The 24,050-nt window shown below is 70.4% G+C and carries 28 protein-coding genes and 1 pseudogene; 13 read left to right on the top strand and 16 right to left on the bottom strand.

All coding sequences use genetic code 11. The features are described from left to right. Positions 1–54: 54 nt before the first annotated feature. The 4 genes and pseudogenes from ABCR83_RS17160 to ABCR83_RS17145 form a co-directional block, all read right to left on the bottom strand. Complete coding sequence (locus ABCR83_RS17160) at positions 55–564, bottom strand: GlcG/HbpS family heme-binding protein (RefSeq protein WP_462695897.1); 510 nt, start codon at positions 562–564, stop codon at positions 55–57. Then, positions 500–913: pseudogene (locus ABCR83_RS17155) on the bottom strand (MFS transporter); the annotation flags it as partial. The gene ABCR83_RS17160 and the pseudogene ABCR83_RS17155, both read right to left, overlap by 65 nt. Before the next feature lie 217 nt (positions 914–1,130). Next, on the bottom strand, positions 1,131–1,451 hold the full coding sequence (locus tag ABCR83_RS17150) for a hypothetical protein (RefSeq protein ID WP_462695896.1): 321 nt from the start codon (positions 1,449–1,451) through the stop codon (positions 1,131–1,133). Next, on the bottom strand, positions 1,441–1,989 hold the full coding sequence (locus ABCR83_RS17145) for a bifunctional DNA primase/polymerase (RefSeq protein WP_462695910.1): 549 nt from the start codon (positions 1,987–1,989) through the stop codon (positions 1,441–1,443). The genes ABCR83_RS17150 and ABCR83_RS17145 overlap by 11 nt, the downstream gene beginning before the upstream one ends. Before the next feature lie 397 nt (positions 1,990–2,386). Here ABCR83_RS17145 and ABCR83_RS17140 point away from each other — a divergent pair, with 397 nt between their 5' ends. Next, positions 2,387–3,637 (top strand): hypothetical protein, encoded by a 1,251-nt coding sequence (locus ABCR83_RS17140; protein WP_462695909.1) that lies wholly within the window; start codon positions 2,387–2,389, stop codon positions 3,635–3,637. A 23-nt stretch (positions 3,638–3,660) separates the two neighbouring features. On the opposite strand, the gene ABCR83_RS17135 is transcribed toward ABCR83_RS17140, so the two are convergent. The 4 genes from ABCR83_RS17135 to ABCR83_RS17120 form a co-directional block, all read right to left on the bottom strand. Further along, complete coding sequence (locus ABCR83_RS17135; RefSeq protein ID WP_462695895.1) at positions 3,661–4,587, bottom strand: aminoglycoside phosphotransferase family protein; 927 nt, start codon at positions 4,585–4,587, stop codon at positions 3,661–3,663. A gap of 70 nt (positions 4,588–4,657) precedes the next feature. Then, positions 4,658–4,966 (bottom strand): hypothetical protein, encoded by a 309-nt coding sequence (locus ABCR83_RS17130; protein ID WP_462695894.1) that lies wholly within the window; start codon positions 4,964–4,966, stop codon positions 4,658–4,660. Positions 4,967–5,190: 224 nt separating this feature from the next. Beyond that, complete coding sequence (locus tag ABCR83_RS17125; RefSeq protein ID WP_462695908.1) at positions 5,191–6,204, bottom strand: methyltransferase domain-containing protein; 1,014 nt, start codon at positions 6,202–6,204, stop codon at positions 5,191–5,193. 104 nt (positions 6,205–6,308) lie between these two features. Next, on the bottom strand, positions 6,309–7,520 hold the full coding sequence (locus ABCR83_RS17120; protein ID WP_462695893.1) for an MFS transporter: 1,212 nt from the start codon (positions 7,518–7,520) through the stop codon (positions 6,309–6,311). Between the two features lie 93 nt (positions 7,521–7,613). On the opposite strand from ABCR83_RS17120, the gene ABCR83_RS17115 reads away from it, so the two are divergent. Next, a complete protein-coding gene (locus ABCR83_RS17115; RefSeq protein ID WP_462695892.1) occupies positions 7,614–8,402 on the top strand; it encodes a hypothetical protein in 789 nt (262 codons plus the stop codon). A gap of 169 nt (positions 8,403–8,571) precedes the next feature. Further along, a complete protein-coding gene (locus ABCR83_RS17110; RefSeq protein WP_462695891.1) occupies positions 8,572–9,147 on the top strand; it encodes a GNAT family N-acetyltransferase in 576 nt (191 codons plus the stop codon). 94 nt (positions 9,148–9,241) lie between these two features. Here the strand turns inward: ABCR83_RS17110 and ABCR83_RS17105 are convergent, their stop codons facing one another. Then, positions 9,242–9,637: a GNAT family N-acetyltransferase gene (locus ABCR83_RS17105; RefSeq protein ID WP_462695890.1), complete on the bottom strand. Its 396-nt coding sequence runs from the start codon at positions 9,635–9,637 to the stop codon at positions 9,242–9,244. 46 nt (positions 9,638–9,683) lie between these two features. Continuing rightward, a complete protein-coding gene (locus ABCR83_RS17100) occupies positions 9,684–10,406 on the bottom strand; it encodes an HAD family hydrolase (protein WP_462695889.1) in 723 nt (240 codons plus the stop codon). A gap of 78 nt (positions 10,407–10,484) precedes the next feature. Between ABCR83_RS17100 and ABCR83_RS17095 the strand changes: the two genes are divergently transcribed. Then, a complete protein-coding gene (locus tag ABCR83_RS17095; RefSeq protein ID WP_462695888.1) occupies positions 10,485–10,679 on the top strand; it encodes a helix-turn-helix domain-containing protein in 195 nt (64 codons plus the stop codon). 4 nt (positions 10,680–10,683) lie between these two features. Next, entirely contained in the window at positions 10,684–11,574 is an 891-nt protein-coding gene (locus ABCR83_RS17090; protein ID WP_462695887.1) for a GNAT family N-acetyltransferase, read from the top strand. Positions 11,575–11,613: 39 nt separating this feature from the next. Here the strand turns inward: ABCR83_RS17090 and ABCR83_RS17085 are convergent, their stop codons facing one another. The 3 genes from ABCR83_RS17085 to ABCR83_RS17075 are packed head-to-tail and all read right to left on the bottom strand — an operon-like array spanning position 11,614 to position 13,943. Further along, on the bottom strand, positions 11,614–12,258 hold the full coding sequence (locus ABCR83_RS17085; RefSeq protein WP_462695886.1) for a class I SAM-dependent methyltransferase: 645 nt from the start codon (positions 12,256–12,258) through the stop codon (positions 11,614–11,616). Between the two features lie 13 nt (positions 12,259–12,271). Continuing rightward, positions 12,272–13,177 (bottom strand): SDR family oxidoreductase, encoded by a 906-nt coding sequence (locus ABCR83_RS17080; protein ID WP_462695885.1) that lies wholly within the window; start codon positions 13,175–13,177, stop codon positions 12,272–12,274. A gap of 1 nt (position 13,178) precedes the next feature. Further along, positions 13,179–13,943 (bottom strand): SDR family oxidoreductase, encoded by a 765-nt coding sequence (locus ABCR83_RS17075; protein ID WP_462695884.1) that lies wholly within the window; start codon positions 13,941–13,943, stop codon positions 13,179–13,181. Positions 13,944–14,035: 92 nt separating this feature from the next. On the opposite strand from ABCR83_RS17075, the gene ABCR83_RS17070 reads away from it, so the two are divergent. The 5 genes from ABCR83_RS17070 to ABCR83_RS17050 are packed head-to-tail and all read left to right on the top strand — an operon-like array spanning position 14,036 to position 18,277. After that, positions 14,036–14,785: an enoyl-CoA hydratase family protein gene (locus ABCR83_RS17070; protein ID WP_462695883.1), complete on the top strand. Its 750-nt coding sequence runs from the start codon at positions 14,036–14,038 to the stop codon at positions 14,783–14,785. 14 nt (positions 14,786–14,799) lie between these two features. Next, a complete protein-coding gene (locus ABCR83_RS17065) occupies positions 14,800–15,648 on the top strand; it encodes a CoA transferase subunit A (protein WP_462695907.1) in 849 nt (282 codons plus the stop codon). Further along, positions 15,645–16,346 carry a CoA-transferase subunit beta gene (locus tag ABCR83_RS17060; RefSeq protein WP_462695882.1) on the top strand — a complete coding sequence of 234 codons (702 nt, stop codon included), beginning with the start codon at positions 15,645–15,647 and terminating at the stop codon, positions 16,344–16,346. Before ABCR83_RS17065 ends, ABCR83_RS17060 begins: the two co-directional genes overlap by 4 nt. Further along, entirely contained in the window at positions 16,343–17,398 is a 1,056-nt protein-coding gene (locus ABCR83_RS17055; RefSeq protein ID WP_462695881.1) for an NAD(P)H-dependent flavin oxidoreductase, read from the top strand. The genes ABCR83_RS17060 and ABCR83_RS17055 overlap by 4 nt, the downstream gene beginning before the upstream one ends. A 24-nt stretch (positions 17,399–17,422) precedes the next feature. Further along, complete coding sequence (locus ABCR83_RS17050) at positions 17,423–18,277, top strand: SCO6745 family protein (protein WP_462695880.1); 855 nt, start codon at positions 17,423–17,425, stop codon at positions 18,275–18,277. A 27-nt stretch (positions 18,278–18,304) separates the two neighbouring features. Here ABCR83_RS17050 and ABCR83_RS17045 read toward each other — a convergent pair whose 3' ends face one another. Genes ABCR83_RS17045 through ABCR83_RS17035 form a run of 3 tightly spaced genes read right to left on the bottom strand, consistent with a single transcriptional unit; the run spans position 18,305 to position 20,904 of the window. Next, on the bottom strand, positions 18,305–19,465 hold the full coding sequence (locus ABCR83_RS17045; RefSeq protein WP_462695879.1) for an acetyl-CoA C-acetyltransferase: 1,161 nt from the start codon (positions 19,463–19,465) through the stop codon (positions 18,305–18,307). A gap of 9 nt (positions 19,466–19,474) precedes the next feature. After that, positions 19,475–20,083, bottom strand: coding sequence for a TetR/AcrR family transcriptional regulator (locus ABCR83_RS17040; protein ID WP_462695906.1), 609 nt, complete (start codon positions 20,081–20,083; stop codon positions 19,475–19,477). A gap of 14 nt (positions 20,084–20,097) precedes the next feature. Beyond that, positions 20,098–20,904 (bottom strand): SDR family oxidoreductase, encoded by an 807-nt coding sequence (locus tag ABCR83_RS17035; RefSeq protein WP_462695878.1) that lies wholly within the window; start codon positions 20,902–20,904, stop codon positions 20,098–20,100. 45 nt (positions 20,905–20,949) lie between these two features. Between ABCR83_RS17035 and ABCR83_RS17030 the strand changes: the two genes are divergently transcribed. From ABCR83_RS17030 to ABCR83_RS17020, 3 genes are read left to right on the top strand one after another with little or no spacing between them, the layout of a single operon-like run. After that, the gene (locus tag ABCR83_RS17030; protein WP_462695877.1) at positions 20,950–21,774 is read left to right on the top strand and encodes an enoyl-CoA hydratase; all 825 of its coding nucleotides are present in this window, start codon (positions 20,950–20,952) and stop codon (positions 21,772–21,774) included. A 2-nt stretch (positions 21,775–21,776) separates the two neighbouring features. Further along, positions 21,777–22,916 (top strand): acyl-CoA dehydrogenase family protein, encoded by a 1,140-nt coding sequence (locus ABCR83_RS17025; protein WP_462695876.1) that lies wholly within the window; start codon positions 21,777–21,779, stop codon positions 22,914–22,916. Further along, the gene (locus ABCR83_RS17020; RefSeq protein WP_462695875.1) at positions 22,913–23,917 is read left to right on the top strand and encodes an acyl-CoA dehydrogenase family protein; all 1,005 of its coding nucleotides are present in this window, start codon (positions 22,913–22,915) and stop codon (positions 23,915–23,917) included. Before ABCR83_RS17025 ends, ABCR83_RS17020 begins: the two co-directional genes overlap by 4 nt. Positions 23,918–24,050 lie beyond the last annotated feature (133 nt).

The following is a 24,050-nucleotide window of genomic DNA, read 5'->3' as shown; positions in this document are numbered from 1 at the left end:
TGACTGCGGGCCGCGGGTGGCCGGCCCAGCGCCGCGCCGCCGCATCACTTCCGGCTATCCAGCGGAACGGTTCTCCTGCCAGCGCCGCACCGCCGTTTGCGCGGCCTCTTCATCTTCGAGGGCAAGGGCACCGGATGCGCCCACGGCACCGATGATCAACCCACCGTCGGTGACCAGAACACCGCCGGCGTACGGGATGAAGTCGCCGCCGTAGAGGTGCTGGATGCTGTCGACGATCTCCCCGGGCAGCTTGATCCGGCCGGAGGGCCGCAGTGCAAGCAGCGCAGTGCGCGCCTTGGCCACAGCAATTCGGCTGGTCATAGGCATACCGCCATCGTCCCGCCGCAGGACGATCACCTCTCCGGCAAGGTCGACGACGGCCACCGCCAGCGGAGGGAATCCTTGCTCGGCACCGACCGCCAGCGCGGCTTGCACCAGCCGATCCGCCTCGGCCAGTGTCAGTCCAGGGAGACGTGGAGTATCAGACATGAATGCGAAATTAGTGACCATGATCCCGGAGGTCAAAGCAATTGCGGCCGCGCCGTGCAGGCCCGGGCTGTGCATCCTCGTTCCCGCCGCGCCCGCGCCCGCGGTCGCGCCGCAGTCCGGGGCCCAGGGCCAGGGTGACCGCGACGGAGAGCGCCGCCAGGGCGGCCATCGCCGTTGCTGGAGAGGTGTGTTGGGCGAGGGCTCCGGCCAGCGCGGCGCCGACGCCCTGCAGGGTGAGCATGCCGGAGGAGTGCAGCCCGAGGGCATGCCCGCTCAGCTCGTCCGGGGTCAGGGCCATCAGCCGTTCCTGGAGCAGCAGGCCGGCCGCGTATCCGACCGAGGCGAGGAGCACGGCCGTCGCCGCGAGCGGCAGTGGCGGGTGCACGGCGAAGAGCAGATGCGGGGCGGCGAGCAGAAGGCGTACCGCCTCGGGTCGTACGACTCTGAGTTGAACGAGCCCGTCACCAAAGACGCTCACGTCCGCCTTCAACATTGGGAAGTCCGACTCCAGGCCGAGCAGACGTAACTTCCCCGCGAGAGCAGCGGCCCCGCGTTCCGTTGCAGCCCAGCCTTGAACATAGGGCACCCCGGGGGCGAGGGTGTCAGCCCGCTTCGCGCGCACACCACGTGGATCAGTCACGTCAGTCGCCTGTCCAACTGGGCTCAATGGGCTGCGGCCCGCCGGTGTCGTCGGTCTCCCGGAGGTCATGCGCACACGTCATGGCCAACATCAGCAACTCGGCCAGTCTCTCCGCCGTCTCCGGTGAGACTCGGCCCAGCTCGACCAACCCGTGCCCGAACGCGTTGAGGTCGGCGCGCAGGTAGGGGAAGCCCTTCTCCATACCTGCCGCGATCAGCACATCCCGCAGGGCTGCCGTCGAGCCTCGGGCGGCATGCCACTCACTGTTGTCAGTCGGCGACCAGCGCGCACCGTCAGCGAGTCCGTCACCCTCACTCTCCATGAGGCGCTGTCTGTTTCGTGATCTCCGGATCCGGCAGCCACAGCTGCTCGTCGCCATACCGATCCGCTCGTGCGAGCAGTTCAGCCGACGCTACGAGCATCAGAGCAAGGGCCACCGCTCGCACAGGAGTCGCTTCCGGTTGACGCAACGGCGCACGCAACCACTCATAGCGATCTCCAGGCAGCGACATCGGCCCCGGCACCACCACCACGGAACCAAGGTCAAGGTAGTGATAGTCAGGAGGCGCCGACGCCTCACAGGTCATTTGTCGGCGGAACCACTCCCGCGAATCCGGCGGCAGAAAGAATCCCACCTTCTTTGCCGCCCGGTCAATCTCAACCGGGCCAAGCGGCATCCTCTTCCGGTCGAGCTGATCAAAGGTCTCCATTCCGAGGCGCTGGTTGACCACCACCACGTCGAAGAGCTGGCCCGCCCGGAAGGCGACTGGCCTGCGTGGGTCGTCCTCCCAGATCTCACGGCACTCTTCCGGCTTGTCAGCCGCCGCGGACAGCCACGCGGCCCCACGCCGCGTCATCATCTGCACGTCTTCTCACCTCAGTTGGCCCTTGACGACGACCCATCCGGCCGTCGTGTGACCAGCCTCGGCCACAAGCCCGTGACCAGTGCAGATGACGAGAGGTGACGTGAGGTGACGCACCTCGCTCCACCACGTCACCCCCCCATTTCCCCTTGCGGCAACGGGCGTTGTCGAGGAACCGCGTATACAGCGGATCATGAGTGCGTACATTGAGTGAAGTGAAGGTCACAGATGCTGTGCTCCACCAAGGGAGGCGGCCATGACGGACCCTGCGAAGCCCTTCGGAGTGCGGCTCAGGGAGGCGCGTAAGAGCCGTGGCTGGAGTCAGTTGCGCCTGATCTCCGAAATGCGTGCCGCCGCAGCGCGCCACGGGAAATCCCTGATTTCCGACGAAGGCGTGAAGCGCCGTATCGCCAGTTGGGAGAACGGGCACAGCATCCCGGATGAGTTCTACGGACCGGTTGTTTGCGAAGCGCTCGGCGTCACTGCGGCCGAACTCAGGCTGCACCACGTCACGGGAAACGACGCCGAGCTTTTGGAGACGCGCTACCCGCCCAGCCCCGAAGCCGCGATCAGCAGTGTCGACCAGCTCTGGCGTGCGGACCTGCACGGCTTCGAGCCGCTGATCAAGTCCGAGCCGTCAGCGCCCGCGTGGCACGAAGCCTCCCTTCGTTGGCTTGTGGCACCGGAACCATCCTTCCCATCGGCCGCCAGGGGCGGCAGTACCCGGGTAGGGCTCACGGACGTAGCGACAATCAAGGCTACGACGGATGTCTTTGCCCAACTGGACGACCGGTTCGGTGGCGACCACGCACGACAGTCGCTTGTGCAGTATTTGAGCCGGGATGTCGCCCCGCTTCTCAAGGGCCAGTACTCGGAATCTGTGGGGCGTGCTTTGTTCGCCACAGTCGCAGAATCCACGCTCCTGGCAGGATGGATGTGTTACGACGCCTGCCATCATGGTTTGGGACAGCGGTATTTTCTCCAGGCGCTGCGATTAGCACAGGACGGAAACGATCGCCGACTGGCGGGGAGCATCCTCTCTGCCATGAGCCATCAGGCAACATTTCTGGGGCACTTCACCGAGGCGGCAACGCTCGCTCGCGCGGCGCGCATGGGAATCTCCGGCGTGGCAACACCCACACTCATGGCACAGTTCCATGCCATGGCGGCTCGTGCGCTGGCTCGCGCCGGCGACATTCGCGCATGCGAGCTGGCTCTTGCCGAGGCGACGAAAACGCTGGAAAGCCGCAACAGTGGGGATGAGCCGGAATGGATCACGTATTTTGACGAAGCCGAACTTGCCGCCGAGGCAGCCCACTGTTTCCGTGACGTGGACAGTGCGCGCCAATCGGTGGCCCACGCCGAGCGAGCGATGAGCGGCAAGCACGTACGTAGCGACTTCTTCGTGACGATGGTCCTGGCCGACGCACATCTACACGCGGGAGAGCCCGAAGAGGCATGCCGCGTGGCTCTGGACGCCCTGGACCTCGGAGAACAGCTCAAGTCGGCTCGTTGTGTCGCCTATCTCGGCGAGTTCCGCGGACATCTCGCCGACCGTGGTGAGACAACGGGGATCCGGGAATTCTACGGCCAGATAGCAGAACACCGCTTGTGGATTTCCGCCAGCCCCCAGGCAAACCAATGACATCAGGCCCAACGCGCCCATGGTCAGAAAGGTCGCCAGTTCCGTCGGCTGCCGCCCGTCTTCAACGCATCCACGCGACGGATGAACTCCGCCGCCGCCTTTGTGCTCGTAGAGACCTGTTGCCCAATCCAGACCACCATCATGAACTCTCTGATGTCTGCCAGAACTTCATACCCTGGCCAGTTCATGATGTCGAACCCATAGTGGTAGATAAATGTCTCGTATTGGCTTCGGTGATGCCATCCGAATCGGTCGTAATAAATCGCAGTAAGTATGAGGTCCCATTCGCGAGGCGCGAGGACGAACCCATCAAGGTCGATGAGCACAGCATGACCGTCCCGTCCTCGCAGCACATTCCCTATGCTCGCGTCCCCGTGGATGATGCCGAAGGGGAGAACGAAATCCAGTTGGCCGTAGTCTTTGTTGAGCTTGGCGGCCTGCTTCTCCAGGAATTCCTCGTCTTCCTGCGATACGCCGTACAGAGTGCGCAGGGAGGCCCACACCTTCGCAAACGGATCAAAATACGGAAGTCCCAGCGACTCCGGCTCCTCCAGCCAGTGGAGTCGGCGCAGCAGATCCGCCAGCTCCTCGACCGTCGCGTACTCCTCGCGGTCCTGATCGCTCTGCCAGAAGGTGACGACGCGGCCAGCAGCCGTCAGGGGCTGCCTCGAGCCATGCAGCAGGCGCGTCGCAGGGAAGTCTTCTGTCTCCAGCCACCGCGCGACCCGTACGGCTCGCTGCATCTCTTCGAGGGCATCAGGGTCGCGCGCGATACGGACAATCACCGGGTCGTCCGCCAGCCGGTACACCGCGTTGGATCCCAACCGCACCAGTTCGGCACCCGACGCCATCAACCCGGCAGCCGCACAAGCCTCGTCGAGCGCGGCCGCCGCACTCTCCGCGGTGAAGTCCGACGCCCCGCCCTGGGTCTGGCCCTCGTCCGAGATCATGCGATCGACGCTACCGCCCGCCCCACTACGACAACAGCCCGTCCACGTTGTGAGGGCGTAATGACCTTGGTCACGGCTCGATCAACCTTGGCCTCGTGGTCGTTGAGGCGCCGGGCCCAGTCGACGGCGTGGCCGGTGTGTACATGCTCTGGATGCCCGGTGCGAGGAGGGAGGGGATGTTCCGCTCGATGCCCAGGGCATCCATCTTCCGCAGCCGGGTGTTGTTGATGTCCAGGAGCTGTTTTCGTGCCTCCGGCCAGGTCTGCGGCGTGAAGTGTTCCTTGGACTGCCCGACGATATCGGGGTCGGTTGCACCGAAGTGCTCTTCGAGTGCGATCTTGTTCCGCATCATGGCCACCTCGCCGGCGGCGCCAGACATTCCCCTTCGGGCTCTCACAATGGTGGCGACAGCCGAGCGAACACCGCAACACGATCAACAGCTTGGCCAGACGCATTCGTGGAATGCGGCAATCGTGGCGAGGACGTGGGGTTGGGCTTGGACGTTCCTCGCCCGGGGGCGCACGGGCCGCCAGGGCGAGCCGCTTCGAAAGTTACTTCCGCCGGCGCCTGCTCATGGTTGCCGAGGTTACTCGCGACAGACGCTCAGGCCACTTCCGCTACGACGACATACAGCGTGACCGCCGCGAAGAACGGCCCGGTGGCAAGGTGTTCGAGCCACTGCCGCGATGCCGCGGGGGGAAGGTAGCCGGCCTCCACCGCGCGTTCCGTGTTGCGCTGGAGGCCGAGGATCTCGTCGGCTGCCCGGACGTCGCGGAAGACCGATGTGACGGGGAAGACCGTTGGCACCGTGAACCCGGACTCCACGGCGAGCCGGGCCAGTTGCCGGCCGATGACGCCATTGCGTACCACCCGGTCCGCGATATGACGGGCGTAGCCGCGCGTGACCTCGAGCTCGGGACAGTCGATGGCCAGTGAGTCCCAGTCGGGCTCGCCCATGACGAGTCTGCCGCCCGGACGCAGTACCCTCCGGGCCTCCGCGAGCGCCTGGGCCGGATCCGCCACATGCTGCAGCACCCGGTCGGTCCGGGCACGGTCGACGCTGTTGTCGGCCAAGGGGAGTTGGTGGATGTCGCCCAGTCGGATGTCCACCGAGGCGAGGTGCGCGGTGCGCTCGGCTGCCCGTTTGGTCATCTCCTGATCGGAGTCGACGCCGATCACCGCCCCGGAGGGGGCGACCGCCTCGGCGAGGGCGGTGAGGTCGGTGCCCGGGCCACAGCCCAGATCGAGCAGGGTCTGGCCGGGCCGGGCATCCAGTGCGTCGAGCATGAGGTGCTTGTAGGAGCGGGCCTGGCCCGTCGCGGCCAGCCGGTCGAGGTAGCCGACCTTGTCGGGAGTGGAGGCCTCGAAGACGCGCTCACTCACCCGGGCCATTGACCGTGCCTCTCGCTCAAGTGCCGCACGGCCCCTGGACGTCAGGCGCACCGGGCGTCGGCGGCCCTGCCCTGCCAGGGGCTCCACCAGCTGCTTCGCCTCCAGGCGGGCCAGGGCGCCGTAGAGGCTGCTGGGTCCGAGGCGCTCGCCCGACAGCCTCTCGATGGCCAGGTTGACGGCATAACCGTGCAGTGGTCCGTCCGCCAGTGCGCAAAGCACCAGCATCTGGGCGTCGTTGGTGTGCCTGGCCACTCCTGTGCCTCCTTGGTATGGGGTGCCGCTCCGGCGCCATGCTACACACCACGTACTACGTGTCACGTAGTATGTGGCTAAGGCGCCTGAGATGCCGTCGGCAGGGCATGCGCCGGCGCGTCCTTGTTCCCGACGCGCCCGCGGTCGCGCCGTAGTCCGGGGCCCAGGGCCAGGGTGACCGCGACGGAGAGCGCCGCCAGGGCGGCCATCGCCGTTGCTGGAGAGGTGTGTTGGGCGAGGGCTCCGGCCAGCGCGGCGCCGACGCCCTGCAGGGTGAGCATGCCGGAGGAGTGCAGCCCGAGGGCATGCCCGCTCAGCTCGTCCGGGGTCAGGGCCATCAGCCGTTCCTGGAGCAGCAGGCCGGCCGCGTATCCGACCGAGGCGAGGAGCACGGCCGTCGCCGCGAGCGGCAGTGGCGGGTGCACGGCGAAGAGCAGATACGGAGCGGCGAGCAGCAGCCGCAGCGGGGCCCCGATCCGCTCCCGCCACCGGGGCGGGACGAACCTGCCGGTCAGGGTGTCCCCGGCCAGCATGCCGAGCGCGGCGAGGGCGAACAGGAGCCCGGCGTGCCGGGGAGCGTAGGGGACGAAGAGGGATTCGCAGCCCACGATCAGTCCGTTGGGCACCCAGAGCGCGAGCAGGACACGGCGACGGGGTGCCGAGGACCACAGCCGCGCATTGTTCCGCCAGGTCTCGGTGACCGACGGCCGGCCGGCGGCGCGCGGCGGCCGTCGGCCGAGCCCGAACCGGGCCAGGGCCGCCGCGGCCAGGTACAGGGCGGCGCCGGTGAGCAGTGTGCCGCGGGGCGAGAGAACGGCCACCAACAGGCCGCCGATCGCATACCCGACGATCTGCATGGTGCCGACCGTCATATTGAGCACGGAGCGGCCGAGCAGGTAACCCTCCTTCGGGAGGATCTCGTTGAGCAGCCCATAGCGCACTCCGCCGCCCACCGAGGAGATCACCCCAAGGCCCAGGATGATGACGAACACGGCCCACACGGGCAGCCCGGGAACGGCCTGCACGGCGGTGGCGAGACCGAAGACGAGCGCCATGACGGAGGTCGCGGCCCGCGGCGGCAGCCGGTCGGCCGCCGACAACAGCGCTGCCGCGCCGACCACTTGGGCGAGCGAGGGCCCGAACATGCTGAGGGCGGAGAGCAGCGGGGAGCCGGTCGCCGCGTAGACCAGCGTGCCCAGGGCCAGACCGCTCACCGTCTGGGCCGCCATCTGTACGGTGACGGTCAGGAACAGCGGGGTTCTCCGTCCTGCCTCGTGCCTGACCGGCACACCCCGCGACCCTGCCACCGGGAACGGATCCCGCCGGATCGCATGGCGCCGTATCGTATCCCGGTCATGACATGTACAGCCGGATGAGGGGCAATGACCATGCGGGTGGGGCGCGTTGCGAGGTGTACGGGGAGCGTCGGCGTCGCGTTGGCGGCACTGGTCGCGGTCGGAGGCTGCGGCGGCTCCGGTGACGATGGACCCGGCGGCGGCCCTGGCGGTCCCGGGCCGGCGCGTGCCGAGACCTTCACCAAGGCGCAGACCGAAGCCGCTCTCCTCACCGACCAGGACCTCGGATACGGCTGGGAGGTCGACCACGACAACGCGTCGCCCAGCCCCTCCGGCGGCAGTGGGGGCCAAAGCTCCAAGGCGGACACGAACCCCGGCTCGGGCCGCCCGCGGTGTGACGCGTACTTCACATCGTGGACCGGCCCCAAAGCGGGCCAGGAGCAGGCCACTTCGAGCCGGAACTTCTCCAAGCCCGCCACCAACGAGCACATCGGCCTGGAGGTCGACGCCTACCGCAGCGCGGCGGAAGCGCGGAAGACGATGTCCGTGGCCCGGGATCTGCCCGCCGCCTGCGACGGCGCCAACCTGGACTTCAACTGGGGCGGCCCGCAGAAAACCGATATAAAGCAGGTGACCGTGCCCAAACTGGACGATGAGTCCGCCGGCATGCGCATCTCCGGGAAGCTCCCCACGGCATCGGGCACCGAGTTGCACATCGAGATCCTCTTGGTCCGGGAGGGCGCGAACATCACGACGGTCACCTTCGGCGGGCAGACCACCGCCGATCCCTCGCTCATGCAGTCGCTGCTGCAAAAGGCGGCGGACCGGCTGCACGCGGCGGCTCAGGACAGAATCCGTGAAGGAAGCGTGCCCTGAGCCAACCTGCTCACCGAGGTGACAAACTCACCGGCAATACGCGTCGGTCGCCGATCCGCGGTGACGAGGGACGTGCGCGGCGGGAACGCGGCGGCAGCCCCGCGGGACATGCCGGCCACAGCCGACGAAGATCAACACGTTACCGCCTCCCGCGGTTAGTCTCCCGCCCATGAACCCGGTCAACATCGCAGGCCCCCGCCTTCACCTCCGCGAGCTCCACCACGACGACGTGGACGCTCTCCACACCGTCCAGGGCAACGCCGAGGTCACCCGGCACATGACCATGCCCACCCGCACCCGCGAACAGGTGGCGGACGTCGTATCCCGCGCGATCGCCACCGCGAGCGCAGACCCCCGCGATTTCTACCTGCTCGCCGTGGTCCGCGCGGAAGACCGGCGACTGGTCGGCTACGCCAACCTCAACCTCGACCTCGATCCGCTCACCCGCAGAGCCGCCGCCACCATCGGCTTTATGCTCCACCCCGACGTCTGGGGCGGAGGATTCGGCACCGAGACCGTCCACCTCCTGCTCACCCTCGGCTTCCGGCACCTGGGTCTGCACCGCGTCGGGGCCGCCCGGGCTCCGCTCAACGAGGGCTCGGAGAAGACCCTGTTGCGCGCGGGATTCACCGAGGAGGGCCGCATCCGGCATCATGTCCGCATCGACGGTGTCTGGCGGGACTCCCTCACCTACTCGATCCTGGAGGACGAGTGGCGGGCAGCGTCTGAGCAGCAGACCCCATAGGCTGCCCGGCCGCATGCTCAGGGACGAGTGCCATCCGGCCGGGGCACGGCCGGAGGCATGGAAGACGGCGGCCTCACCGTCCATGGCCTCTCACTCAGAGCGCGATGAGGCCCGCGTCCGTCGGCTTGAATCCGCAGGCGTCGAAGTAGAACGCCCGCAGATCGTCCTCGAAGTCGACGTGCAGCCATTCGCACTGCGCCGCCCGGGCGCCTCGAACGGCTGCGGCGACGAGTCCGGCCCCGATCCCGGAGCGACGTTGGTCTCCCCTGACCACGGTGTCCAGGATGAATGCGTGGACCCCACCGTCCCATGCGACGTTGACAAAGCCGACGAGTTCACCGTCACGCCGGGCGCAGACCCAGCCGAGGCTGTGGCGCTGCACCTGCGCCAGCCAGTCGATGTCCAGGATCCGGTGGTGAAATCCCTCCGCATGCAGCGCGTTGACGGCTGCGTTCTCGAAGTCGCCTCGCCACTCATACGTGATCGTCATGCCGTGAGTGTAGGTTGCCCGGGGCCACCGCCATGCCCCGTATACGTCAGCAGGCCTTCCCGGTGAGTACGTTGACGAGGCGCTGCGTGGCTGTCAGGTCCGGCACGACGGTCTGGGCACCTGCCTCCCTCAGCTCGTCCTCGGAAGACCGTCCTGTAGCCACTCCAACGACACGGACTCCGTTGTCCAGACCCGCTTGTACATCCGTCGGGGTGTCACCCACCAAAACGCTTCTCTCGGCAGCGCATCCGGCCCGATGCAACGCAAGAGCCACCAACTTGGAACGTTCGTCGTCTTCGTCGCCGTACGCACCGATCCCCAGATCCATGTTCCTGTCCAGGCCAAAGGTCGCAAGCTTGATCTCTGCGGCGATGCGCGCGTTGCCGGTAACGACAGTTTGCATAACGCCGGGGACGTGAGCCAGCGCCCTGAGTACGGTTGCAGCGCCCGGCAGCGCATACCCTCGCTCACGCAAGACGGCAGCACGCCGACGATGTTCCTCCGCAAGGGCTCCAGCGAATGTCTCGAAGTCTTCGCGGCTGACGGTGAGTCCATGCAGCTCGGCGGTCGTTCGGAAGATGACCGACTCGGTCAGGCCGTCGACGCGGGCTTGCCGTTCCATCTCCAGGCCGGTCACTTTCCGGAACGCCTCGGCAAACAGTGCTCGTCCGACCCCTCCGGTGTCGAGGAGTGTGTGGTCAATGTCCCAGAGAACCAGTTGTGTTGCCATCTCAACCCCTCTGCCGCCGAACCCCAGCCTGTCACCCATCGGGGCGTTCCCCCAGCAACGACGTGCAGACCGTCGCTAGGGTTAGGACAAGTGAATCAGCCTGTACGGAAGGTAGCGATGGCCGCTCCGCATCCACCGATCGGCGAGAGAGTCCGCCACTACCGGAAGCAACGCCGTCAAGACGTCGTCGCCGGTCTCGTTGGAATTTCCCCGGACTACCTGTCGCAGATCGAACGGGGGTTGAAGATCCCCTCGTTGCCGATCCTCCACGGAAATCCGGATGCGGTGCGGCCGCACCGGTCCCTACCCTGAGGTCATGGAATCCGTACAGGTCAGGCCGATGCAGGAGGGCGATCTCCCGTCCGCGGAACGGGCCTCGGAGGCGACGTTCCTGGAAGCCGAGCGGGAGAGCAGACGGTTCGGCGAGCCGGAGCCCGAGCCGCGTTCGGCGGTCGCCTCCAAGCAGTGGATCGACCGGATGCGCCACTACCTGAGTGTCGACCCGGGAGGCTGCTGGGTCGCGGTGGACGCGGATTCGGGCGGCGGCGAAGTCATCGGATTCGCCGTCTCACAGAACCGCGAGCGTCTCTGGATCCTCGCGACCTATGGCGTCCTGCCGATCCATCAGGGACGCGGCATCGGCAAGCGTCTGATGGACGCCGCCCTCGAGCATGCCGACGGCCGCCCCGGCATCTTCTCCTCCACCATCCACCCCGGCGCCACCCGGCGGTACCGGCTGGCGGGCTTCTCCCTCCACCCGCAGATGCAGATGACCGGCACCGTCGACCGGTCCACCCTCCCCGCGGTCAATGGCCTCCGGGAGGGCCGGGCCGAGGACTTCGAGTGGATGGACCGGCTGGACCGGGACCTGCGTGTCGCGGGCCACGGCCCCGATCATGGCTACCTGCTGGACACCCTCCGGCTGGTTGTGTCCCGGGACCGGGCGAAGCCGGGATACGCCTACATCGACGACCGGGGGCGGGCGTCACTGCTGGCCGCCGCGCAACCGGAGACCGCGCAGCGCCTGCTGTGGGAGGCCCTGGCCTCCTCGCAGGGCGACACCCTGGTCAACTGCATCACCACTCCCAATGAGTGGGCGGTCGATGTCGGCCTGGCCGCACGTCTCGACATCGGGCAGGAGGGCTATATCGCCGTCCGCGACATGCCCGTCCCGGCGCCCTATCTCGCGAACGGGCTCTTCCTCTGACTCGGCTCGCTCGTCAACGGGCGGAGCGGGAAGGCCGTTTCAGATCATCCGGCGGGCCAGGAGATAGGCCCGCCGTGTCTCGGCCTCATGGGCGTAGTGGCTGCGTTCCATCCGCATCTGCACGCTGAAACCGGACTCGCCCAGCAGTCCGGCGACTTGGGAAGGATCCAGGAAGCGGAAGTCGACATCCACCGTTTGCCCCCACCATTCGTCCAGGTGCCGGACCTCTTCACCGATATGGAAGGAGAGCAGGAGAAGACCGGAAGGACGCAGTACTCGCCATGCTTCCGCAAAGGCACGGTGCAATTCGCCGGGGTCAAGGTGAATGATCGTGTAGAGGGCTACGGCTGCTCCGAATTCGCCGTCCTTGGCGGGCAGCGCCAGCAAGTCGCCTTCCCTGAACTCCACTTCCGGATACCGGCGACGGCCGACGGCGAGCATTCCCGCGGACAGATCGATGCCGACCGACCGAACGCCGTGCTCGGCAAGCCAGGCCGCCACCTGTCCGGGGCCACAGCCGAGGTCGGCGATCGGAGCGTCTGGTTCCGTCTGTTCCAGGAGGCAGGCGAGCAGTGCCCGGTCGAGCGGCTTGCCGACAAGCTCGTCGTGCAGCCGGCTCGCGTACTCCTCGGCCACGGTGTCATAGCTTCTGCGAACGTTGTCATGGCTTGCGTGATCCGCCATGCGGGCCAGCATGTCATGCGGCCGGTGTCCGGCCCATGCCCGCCCCGTGGACCGGCTGCGGCGGACGGGCCTCGGCGAGCAGGCGGCGTACCGCCGTGCCCGCCTCCGCGGGAGTCCAGCGGTCTCCCTTGTCCGTGACCGGGCCGGGGTGCCAGCCCTCCAGCACGGCGATGCGCCCGCCCACCGCCTCGAAGACCCGGCCCGTGACGCCCGCGGAGTCGGCGGCGGCCAGCCAGACCACCAACGGGGAGACGTTCTCCGGGGCCATGGCATCGAAGGCACCGGGCGGTGGGGCGGCCATGGTCTCGCTGAAGGCGTGCTCGGTCATCCTGGTGCGCGCGGCGGGGGCGATGGCGTTGACCTGGATGCCATAGCGGGCCAGTTCGGCCGCCGCGACCAGGGTGAGGCCGAGGATTCCGGCCTTGGCGGCGGCGTAGTTGGCCTGGCCCACACTGCCCGACAGCCCGGCACCCGAGGTGGTGTTGATGACCCGGGCGACCGGCGGGCGGCCCGCCTTGGTCTCCGCGCGCCAGTGTGCGGCGGCGTGTTTGAGGGGGAGGAAGTGGCCCTTGAGGTGGACGCGGATGACGGTGTCCCAGTCGTCCTCGTCCAGGTTGACGAGCATCCGGTCGCGCAGGAGCCCGGCGTTGTTGATGAGGGTGTCCAACTGCCCGTAGGTCTCCAGGGCGGTGGCGACGAGGGAGGCGGCGCCGTTGGTGGTGGCGATGTCGTCGGCGTGCGCGACGGCTTCGCCGCCGCGTGCCCGTATCTCGTCGGCGACCTGCCGGGCGGGGGCGACGTCAAGGTCGTTGACCACGACCCGCGCGCCCTCGGCGGCGAGGGCGAGGGCGTGCGCCCGGCCGAGGCCGCGTCCGGCGCCGGTGACGATGGCCACCCGGTCGGTACAGAGTCCGGTCATCTCACAACTCCCCTGGTGATTGGCGGGTGTTGGCGGCGGAGAGGAACACCGGGCGTTCCCCGCCGCCGTGCAGGAGCAGGCTGGCGCCGGTGATGTAGGCGGCGCGGTCGGAGGCGAGGAACACGGCCGCCTCGCCGACCTCGTCCGGCTCGGCGAGGCGGCCCGCGGGCACGGTGCGGGCGACGGCGGCGACGCCTTCCGCGTCGCCGTAGTGGAGGTGGGCGGATTCGGTGCGCACCATGCCCAGGACGAGGGTGTTGACCCGGATCAGCGGGGCCCACTCGACGGCCATGGAGCGGGCGAGGTGCTCAAGTCCCGCCTTGGCGGCGCCATATGCGGCGGTTCCGGGTGAGGGGCGGGAGCCGCTGACGCTGCCGACCATGACGATGGAGCCGCCGGATGCCTGTCGGCGCATGATCCGGTGGACGGCGAGCGAGGCCGTGAGGGGCGCAGTGAGGTTGAGTTCCAGGATCCTGGCGTGCCGCTCCGGCGGGGCCTGGTCGAGCGGGCGGAAGGGGGTGCCCCCGGCATTGTTGACGAGGACGTCGATCCGGCCGTGCGCCGCCGCGATCCGGTCGAAGAGGGCCTGGACGGCGTCGGGTTGGCGCAGGTCCGCCGGCAGGAAGCGGACGCCCGCCGGGAGCGGCCGCTCCGGGCGGCGGCGGGCGCAGACGACCACGCCCGCGCCCGCGCGGGCGAAGGCCCGGGCGATGCCCGCGCCCACGCCACGGGTACCGCCGGTGACAACGGCGACCCGGCCGTCCATCGCGCCACCCTCCCGCAGCGGGCGGACCGCTGCTACCGTCGTTGAGGCACCGCACCTAACAAATGTTTGGTGGAAAGGTAGCTGATCCCCCGATGGGTGTCTCCACCGCACGCCCGGAACCGGGCATCGCCGTCATCACCGTGGACTTTCCTCCGGTCAACGCCCTTCCCGTGCAAGGCTGGTACGAGCTGGCGCGGGCCCTGCGCGCGGCGGGGGCCGAGCCCGCGGTCAACTGTGTGGTCCTGGCGGCGGCCGGGCGGGGCTTCAACGCCGGTGTGGACCTCAAGGAGTTGCAGCGCACACCCGGCCACCGGGCCCTGATCGGCGCCAACCACGGGTGCGCGGAGGCGTTCGCCGCCGTCTATGAGTGCCCGGTCCCGGTCGTCGCGGCGGTGCACGGCTTCTGTCTCGGCGGCGGCATCGGGCTGGCCGGCAACGCCGACGCCATTGTGGCCGCCGAGGACGCCACCTTCGGCCTGCCCGAGCTGGACCGGGGTGCGCTGGGCGCCGCGACCCATCTCGCCCGGCTGGTCCCCCAGCATCTGATGCGCACGCTGTACTACACCTCCCGCACGGTCACCGCGCGGGAGCTGCACCGGCACGGTTCCGTGTGGCGCGTCGTAGCGGCGGAGCAACTGCCGGACGCCGCCCTGGAGCTGGCGCGCGAGATCGCGGTCAAGGACGGTGCGCTGCTGCGGCTGGCCAAGGCCGCGCTCAACGGCATCGACCCCGTCGATGTGCGCCGCAGCTACCGCTATGAGCAGGGCTTCACCTTCGAGGCCAACCTCGGCGGCGTCGCGGACCGCCATCGCGAGGCATTCCTGGGAGGAGGGTCCGGGTGACCGCCGACAAACGGATGACCGCCGACGAGGCCGTCGGCCGACTGCGCAGCGGCATGACCATAGGCATCGGCGGGTGGGGCTCGCGGCGCAAACCGATGGCTCTGGTACGGGCGCTGCTGCGGTCCGGCCTCACCGATCTCACCGTGGTCTCCTACGGCGGCCCGGATGTGGGCCTGCTGGCGGCGGCGGGCCGGATCCGCAGACTGGTCACCGCCTTTGTCACCCTTGACTCCATTCCGCTCGAACCGCACTTCCGCACTGCCCGTCAGCAGGGCTCGCTGGAACTGATGGAGCTGGACGAGGCGATGCTCATGTGGGGACTCACGGCGGCCGCGCACCGGCTGCCGTTCCTGCCCGTCCGGGCGGGGCTGGGGTCCGATGTGATGCGGGTCAACCCATGCCTGCGGACGGTGGTCTCACCGTACGAGGACGCGGAGGAGCTGGTCGCCGTGCCCGCGCTGACCCTGGACGCGGCCCTGGTCCACCTCAACCGGGCGGACCGGCGGGGCAACGCCCAGTACCTGGGGCCGGACCCCTACTTCGACGATCTCTTCTGCGAGGCGGCGCGGGAGGCGTATGTCTCCTGCGAACGGGGCGTGGCGAGCGGCGAGTTCGCGGGCGCGGGCGGTCCGCAGACCCTGCTGGTGCAGCGGCATTGCGTGACCGGGGTCATCGAGGCGCCGGGCGGTGCGCACTTCACCTCGTGCGCACCGGATTACGGGCGCGACGAGGCGTTCCAGGCGGCGTACGCACGGGCCGCCGGATCCGAGGCCCGGTGGCGGGAGTTCACCGGCCGCTTCCTCTCCGGGGACGAGGACGACTACCGGGCCGCGGTCGCCGCCTTCCATGGCGGCCGGGCATGACCAGGGCCGAACTGTGCGTCGTGGCCTGCGCGGAGGCCTGGCGCGGGGACGGCGAGATCCTGGCCGGCCCGATGGGGGTGATCCCCACGATCGGGGCGCGGCTGGCGAGGCTCACCTTCGCGCCGGAGCTGCTACTGACGGATGGTGAGGCGATGTTGGTCGCCGAGGACGGCAGTGTGGAGGGCTGGCTGCCCTACCGCAGGCACCTGGCCCTGGTCACCGGCGGAAAGCGGCATGTGATGATGGGTGCGAGCCAGCTCGACCGGTACGGCAACCAGAACATCAGCTGCATCGGCGACTGGCGGCGTCCGACGCGCCAACTGCTGGGCGTGCGCGGCGCTCCGGTCAATACGCTCAACCATCCGACCAGTTACTGGATTCCCCGGCACTCCCCCAGGGTGCTGGTGGACCGGGTCGACATGGTGTGCGGCGTCGGCTACGACCGGGGCCGGTCCGTGCACATCCGCCGGGTGATCACCGACCTGGCCGTGCTCGACTTCGAGACCCCGGACCATGCGATGCGGGTCCGCTCGCTGCACCCCGGTGTCACCGTCGAGCAGGTGCGGGCGGCCACCGGGTTTCCGCTCGCCGTGCCCGCCGCCGTGCCGGTCACCCGGGAGCCCACGGCCGGGGAACTCCGGCTGATCCGCGAGGTGATCGACCCGGCGGGCCGGCGGGCCGGGGAGGTGGGCGGATGACGCTCGACACCGCGTTGACCCGGCTGGTGGGCGTCCGGCATCCCTTGGTGCAGACCGGCATGGGGTGGGTCGCGGGGCCCCGGCTGGTGACGGCGGTGGCCCGGGCCGGAGCACTCGGTGTGCTGGGTTCGGCGACCATGTCCCTCGCCCAACTGCGGTCGGCAGTGCGGGAGGTGAAGGAGCGCACGGACGCGCCCTTCGGCGTCAATCTGCGCGCGGACGCGGGCGACGCGGCGGACCGCGTCGGCCTCCTGATCGGCGAAGGGGTGCGGGTCGCCTCCTTCGCGCTGGCTCCTTCCCGGGAGTTGATCGTCCGGCTCAAGGATGCCGGGGTGGTGGTCATTCCGTCCGTCGGCGCCCGGCGGCATGCCGAGAAGGTGGCGGCCTGGGGTGCGGACGCGGTCCTGGTGCAGGGCGGGGAGGGCGGCGGCCACACCGGCGAGGTCGCCACCACGGTGCTGCTGCCGCAGGTGGTCGATGCGGTGGACATCCCCGTGGTGGCGGCGGGCGGCTTCCACGACGGCCGTGGCCTGGTGGCCGCCCTCGCCTATGGCGCGTCGGGCATCGCGATGGGCACCCGCTTCCTGCTCACCGCGGACAGTACGGTTCCGGCGGCGGTGAAGGCCGCCTATCTCGCCGCGACGGTCGGGGACATCACCGTCACCAGGAAGGTGGACGGCCTCCCCCACCGGATGCTTCGCACCCCCTTTGTCAGCAGTCTCGAACGGGCCGGGCGCGCCTCGGCGTTGCTGCCGGCGCTGCGGCGGGCCGCCGCCTTCCGCCGGGTCTCGGGCCTGAGCCGGCGCCGGATGATCCGGGACGGGCTGGCCGTCAGGCGCGCCAAGGGGCTGGGCTGGGGTCAGGTGCTGCTGGCCGCCAACACCCCGATGCTGCTGAGGGCGGCCATGGTGGACGGCCGTACGGATCTCGGGGTGATGGCCGCCGGGCAGGTGGCGGGGGTCATCGAGGATCTGCCGTCCTGCGCCGAATTGATCGAACGGATCATGGCGGAGGCGTGGGAGACTCTGCGAGGCTTGCGCGAGTTTGTGTGAGGTCCTTGCGTACGGAGGTTCCCGATGAATGACGCGGCAGCGACGGCCCGTGCCCTCTGGCGGCTGTTCGAACCGGTCCATGCCGTCACCTACTTCGCCCCCGAGGCGCTGTCGGCCTTTGAGCAGGCCGGGCTGCGCGGCTGGCGCCGGGGCTATTTCGCGGGCCGCGCCGCGCCGTTCGGGCCGATCGGCCCGGAGCCGGTGACGGCCGCCTTCTTCGGCTTCGCACCGGATACCGTCGCCCGTGCGCTGCCCTCGGTGTGGGAGACCGTCTCCCCCGGGCAGGCGCTCGGCATCCGGCGCTCGGGCGCCCGGGCGGCGCTGGTCCGGCTGCTCTCCGGGCTGGAGCGGGAGGCCGAGAAGGCGGCCGGGCTGCTTCGCGAGCACGCCCAGGATCTGGACCACAGCGGGCGGGTGCTCGCCGCCGCGAACTCGGCGCTGGGCTTCCCGGTCGATCCGCTCGACCGGCTGTGGCATGCAGCCACCCTGCTGCGGGAACACCGCGGCGACGGCCATGTCGCGGCCCTGGTCGCCGCCGGGCTGGACGGCTGCGAGGCCCTCGTGCTGCGCGCGGGCGTCGATGTGCCGCGCTCCGAGCTCCAGCCCTACCGGGGGTGGACGGACGAGGAGTGGAGCGCGGCGGGGCGGCGGCTGGCCGGGCGGGGGCTGCTGGCGGCGGACGGTTCGGCCACGGCCGAGGGGCGCCGGGTGTACTCGGCGGTCGAGGAGGCCACGGACCGGGCGGCGGCGCGTCCCTGGCAGCGGCTGTCGGCCGGTGATGTGCGCGAACTGTCCGGCTTGCTCGAGCCGTTGGCCGGTGCCTGCGCCGCGGAGCTCCGGTTCCCCAATCCCATGGCACTGCCGGATCCCCGGCCCTGACCCGGAGGGTATGCACAGCCCTGGTGTTCACCACACCCGCTCGACGATCGTCACATTCGCCTGCCCTCCCCCTTCGCACATGGTCTGCAGTCCGAACCGTCCGCCGGTGCGCTCCAGTTCGTGCAGCAGGGTGGTCATCAGTCGTGCCCCGGTCGCGCCGAGCGGGTGCCCCAGTGCGATCGCGCCGCCGTTGACATTGACCCGGCCGGGGTCGGCTCCGGTCTCGCGCAGCCAGGCCAGGACCACCGGGGCGAACGCCTCGTTGATCTCGACCAGGTCGATGTCACCGATGGTCAGGCCCGCTCTCTTCAGGGCGTGGGCGGTGGCCGGGATGGGTGCGGTGAGCATCCGGATGGGGTCCTCGCCGCGTACCGAGAGATGGTGGATGCGGGCCCGGGGCGTCAACCCATGCTGTCGCACGGCCCGTTCGCCGGCGATCAGCAGGGCGGCCGCGCCGTCGGAGACCTGCGAGGAGAGGGCCGCGGTGAGCCGGCCGCCGGGCAGTACCGGCGGGAGGGCGGACATCTTCGCCAGGGAGGTGTCCCGGCGGGGGCCTTCGTCCGCCGACACTTCGCCAAAGGCGGTCAGTTCGCGGTCGAAGCGGCCCTCGTCGGTCGCCCGTACCGCCTGCCGGTGCGAGCGCAGCGCGTACTCCTCCATCTCCCGGCGGGAGATGCCCCATTCCTCGGCGATCCGCTCGGCGCCGTGGAACTGGCTGACGGGCCGGTCGCCATAGCGTTCGCGCCAGCCGAGGGATCCGGCGAACGGGCCCTCGGTCAGCCCCAGTGGCTCGGCCGCCCGGCGGCTCGCATAGGCGATGGGGATCAGTGACATGTTCTGGACTCCGCCCGCGACGACCAGGTCCTGGGTGCCGGAGAGCACCGCCTGGGCGGCGAAGTGGACGGCCTGCTGGGAGGATCCGCACTGCCGGTCGACGGTGACGCCGGGTACGGACTCCGGCAGTCCGGCGGCCAGCCAGCTGGTCCGGGCGATGTCACCGGCCTGCGGTCCGACCGTGTCGAGGCAGCCGAAGACGACGTCGTCGACGGCGGCCGGATCGATGCCGGTGCGGTCCAGCAGCGCGGTGAGGACATGGGCGCCGAGGTCGGCCGGGTGGGCGGCGGCCAGGCCGCCGCCCCGGCGGCCCACCGGGGTGCGTACCGCGCCGACGATGAATGCCTCGGTCATGACGGGCTCCTACGGTTGTACGGCGATGCCGTCCAGGACCATGGACAGATACTGCCGGGCGATCTCCTCCGGGCCGTGCTGTCCGCCCGGCCGGTACCAGGAGGCCGCGACCCACACCGTGTCGCGCAGGAAGCGGTAGGCGAGCCGGGCGTCGAGGTCGGCGCGGAACGCGCCCTCGGCGGCGCCGCGTTGCAGGGTGCCCAGCCAGGCGGCCTTGAACTTGCGCTGGGATTCGGCGAGATAGCCGAAGCGCGGGTGGTCCGTGAGGTGCCGGGCCTCCTTCTGGTAGACGGCGACGGCGGCGCGGTGCCGGTCGATCTCCCGGAAGGACTCGGTGACCAGGGCCTCGATGGTCTCCCGGGGGCCGAGGCCGGCGGCGAGCACGCGGTCGTAGCCGGCCCACAGTTCGTCCAGGAAGGTGGTGAGGATCTCGTCCAGCATCGACTCCTTGGAGTCGAAGTGGTAGTAGAGGCTGCCCGCGAGGATGCCCGCCTGGTCGGCGATCCGGCGGACGGTGGTGGCGCGGTAGCCCTGGGCGGCGAACACCTCGGCGGCGGTCGCGAGCAGTTCGCGGCGGCGACCGTCCGGATGGGCGGTGGTTTTCTTGCTGGTCGGCACGGTTTCATTGTCGGTCACGCGCGCTGGCTGCTGACGGAGACGGTCTCGCCGGTCATATACGAGGAGTAGTCGGCGGCGAGGAAGACGATGACATTGGCCACCTCCCAGGGCTCGGCGGGCCGCCCGAAGGCCTCCCGGCCGGCGAGCTCCGCGAGCAGGCCGGGCGTGGTGACCCTGGCCAGGTTCGGGTGCAGGGCCAGGCTCGGCGCCACGGCGTTGACCCGCACTCCATAGGCCGCGGCCTCCATGGCCGCGCAGCGGGTGAGAGCCATCACCCCGGCCTTGGCCGCGGCGTAGTGGGCCTGGCCGCGCTGGGCGCGCCAGCCCAGCACGGAGGCGTTGTTGATCACGGTGCCGCCGGTGCCGCCGGCCCGCATCCGGCGCAGGGCGGCGCGGGTGCAGCGGAAGGTGCCGGTCAGGGTGGTGGCGATGACTTGGTCCCACTGCTCGTCGGTCATCTCCGTGAGCTCCGCGGTGCCGCCGAGTCCGGCGTTGTTGACCAGGATGTCGAGGGTGCCGTGCCGTTCCCCGGCGAGGTCGAGCAGGGCGGTGATCTGTGCCTCGTCGGTGACGTCGCAGGGCGTTCCGGCGACGCGTTCGGCGCCGAACTCCGCGGCGAGCGCGGCGGTCGCCGCCGCGAGGCGGCGGGGGTGCGCGTCGCCGAGGACCACCCGGGCGCCTTCCTCGAGGAAGCGGCGCGCCGTCGCCCCGCCGATGCCGGTGCCGGCGGCGGCGGTGACCACCGCGGTCCGGCCCAACAGCAGTTCGTGGCCGGGGAGATAGCGGGGCGGGGCGGCGCGGGAGTCCTCGACGCTGCTCATGGCCGTACGTTAACCTACCAAACACTTGTTAGGGAAGGATCGGCGATGACAGTGCGCTATGAGCGGCACGGCCCGGTCGCAACGGTCACCATGGACCGGCCCGAGTACCGCAACGCCCAGAATTCCGCGATGACTTACGCCCTGGACGACGCGTTCGCCACGGCCGCGGCCGATGACCGGGTCAAGGTGGTCGTCCTCGCGGGCGCGGGCGATCACTTCTCCGCGGGTCATGACATCGGCAGCCCGGGCCGCGACGCCCATCTCCCCTTCGAGCGCCGGGCGGGCCTGTGGTGGGACCACTCGGACAAGGCGGGGGCGGAGCAGCGGTTCGCCCGGGAGTCCGAGGTCTATCTGGGCATGTGCCGGCGCTGGCGGGAGCTGCCCAAGCCGGTGCTCGCCGCGGTTCAAGGCGCCTGTGTGGCCGGTGGGTTGATGCTGGCCTGGGTGTGCGATCTGATCGTGGCGAGCGAGGATGCCTTCTTTGCCGACCCGGTGGTGCGGATGGGCATCCCGGGTGTGGAGTACTTCGCCCACCCCTGGGTGATGCCGCCCCGCATCGCCAAGGAGTTCCTCTACACCGGCGACCGGATGAGCGCGCGGCGCGCCTACGAGGTCGGGATGGTCAACCTGGTCGTACCGCGGGCCGAACTCGCCGACCGTACGCTCGGTTTGGCCACCCGCATCGCCCGGATGCCCCGCATGGGTCTCGCGCTGGCCAAGCGCGCCGTCAACCAGGCGGAAGACCTGCAAGGGCTGCACGCCGGGCTGGACTCGGCCTTCGGGCTGCACCATCTGGCCCATGCGCACAATGCGGAGACCTCCGCCGATGCGCTGGGCGGAATGGACATCCGCGCGATGAAGGGTTCCTAGCGGTGGACCTGGAACCGGCCGCCGGGGAACGGGCCTTCCGCGCCGAGGCCCGCGGCTGGCTGGCGGCGCATGTGCCGCCCGCCCCGCTCGCATCGCCGGAGACGGCCCGGGGCTTCGCCGAACACCGCCAGTGGGAGCGGGAGTTGTATGACGCCGGGTGGTCGGTGGTCCGCTGGCCGGTGGAGTACGGCGGCCGGGGGTGCTCGCTGCTGGAGTGGCTGCTCTTCGAGGAGGAGTACCACGCGGCCGGCGGCCCCGTCCGAGTCGGCCGGAACGGCGTCCAGTTGCTCGGTCCCACGCTGCTCGAGCACGGCACCGCCGAGCAGCGGGCCCGGCTGCTGCCCGCGATGGCGAGCGGCGAGACCGTCTGGGCGCAGGCCTGGTCCGAGCCGGAGGCCGGTTCCGACCTCGCCTCGCTGCGGTCCGTCGCGGTGCGCGCGGCGGGCGGCTGGCTGCTCAGCGGGCAGAAGACCTGGTCGTCCCGGGCCGTGTTCGCCGACCGGGCCTTCGGCCTGTTCCGCAGCCACCCGGGCGCGGAGCGACCGCACCGGGGGCTGACCTATGCGATGTTCCCGCTGGACGCCGCCGGGGTGACGGTACGGCCCATCGCCCGGCTGGACGGCAGGCCGGTCTTCGCCGAGATCTTCCTCGACGAGGTCTTCGTGCCCGACGCGGATGTGCTCGGCGAGCCTGGGCAGGGCTGGCGGGTGGCCATGAGCACGGCGGGCGAGGAGCGCGGGCTGACGCTGCGCAGCCCCGGCCGGTTCACCGCCGCCGCGGAGCGGCTGGCCGCCCTGTGGCGTGCCACCGGCGACCCGCGCGCCACCGCCCTGCGCGACCGGGTGGCCGATGCGGTGATCCGGGCGCGCGCCTACCGGCTGTACGGCTACGAGCGGGCGGCGCGGGGCGACGGCGGGGTCGCGGAGGCCAGCCTGACCAAGGTCTTCTGGTCCGAGCTGGACCTGGATCTGCATGAGACGGCCCTGGATCTGCTGGGCGCGGAGGGTGAACTCGCGGCGGGGAGCTGGCCGGACGGCCACACCTTCGCCCTGGCCGGGCCGGTCTACGCGGGCACCAATGAGATCCAGCGCGACATCATCGCCGAACGGCTGCTCGGCCTGCCGAAAGGACGCCGGGGATGAGGTTCTGCCTGGACGCCGAGCAGGCGGCCTTCGGCCGGACGCTGGACGCGATGTTCGGGGCGGCCGACACCCCGTCGGCGATCCGGGCGTGGGCGCGCGGCGAGCCGGGCCCGGGCCTGGACCTGTGGGAACGGGCGGCGCGGGCGGGCGTCTTCGCGCTGAGCGCCGGGGAGGAGTACGGCGGGGTGGGGCCGCTTCCGGTGGAAGTGGCCGTGGCCTTTGTCGAGCTGGGCCGCCATGGTGTGCCGGGTCCGCTGGTGGAGACGGTGGCGGCCGCGGCGCTGCTGGGGCACCTGGCCGGGCGGGGCCTGCCGGGCCCCGCCGGGCGGTGGCTGCCCCGGGTCTGCGCGGGGCGGGCCGTGCTGACGCTGGCCGTGCCGGCGGTGGGCCCGTATGCGCTGGATGCGGAGGTGGCGGAGGCGGTGCTGGTGGCGACCGGGGGCGAGCTGCGCCTGGCGGGCGCCGTCGAGCCGGGTCCGCCGTCCCTCGACCCGGCTCGGCGGCTCGCCCGGCCGTGCGACGGCGGGGAGTTGCTGGCGGCGGGCCCCGCGCTGCGGGGAGCGGCCGGGCATGCCGCCGACTGGGCGGCGTTCGCCACCGCCGCGCAGGCGCTGGGGGTGGGGTATGCGCTGCTGGACCGGACGGTCGCCCACGCCCGGCGGCGGGTGCAGTTCGGGGTGGCCATCGGCTCGTTCCAGGCCGTGAAGCACCGGCTTGCGGACGTGTTCATCGGGCTGGAGTTCGCCAGGCCCCTGCTGTACGGGGCCGCGGTGGCCCTGGCGGGCTGCGGGACCGAGGGGTCGGCGTCGGCCGAGGTGGCCGCGGCCAAGGTCGCCGCGTGCGAGGCCGCGTACGCGGCCGCGCGTACCGCGCTGCAGGTGCACGGGGCGATCGGCTACACCGCGGAGTACGACCTGTCGCTGTGGATCGGCAGGGCGAGGGCGCTGCGGTATGCGTGGGGGGCGCCGTCGGAGTGCAGGGCGCGGGTGTTGGGCGGTTAGGGGCCGTTGTTTCCCGGAGTGCCGTGGGTGCCGTGGGTGCCGTGGGTCGATACCGCCGCCCGGGTATATACCCCATAGGGGTATCAAAAACGAGACTGAACCCCTTGCGGCAGATACACCAGGGGGGTATACA

Source organism: Streptomyces xingningensis (assembly GCF_054957865.1).
Note: the sequence above shows the minus strand (reverse complement) of the source record. Positions and strands in the feature narration are given on the sequence as shown.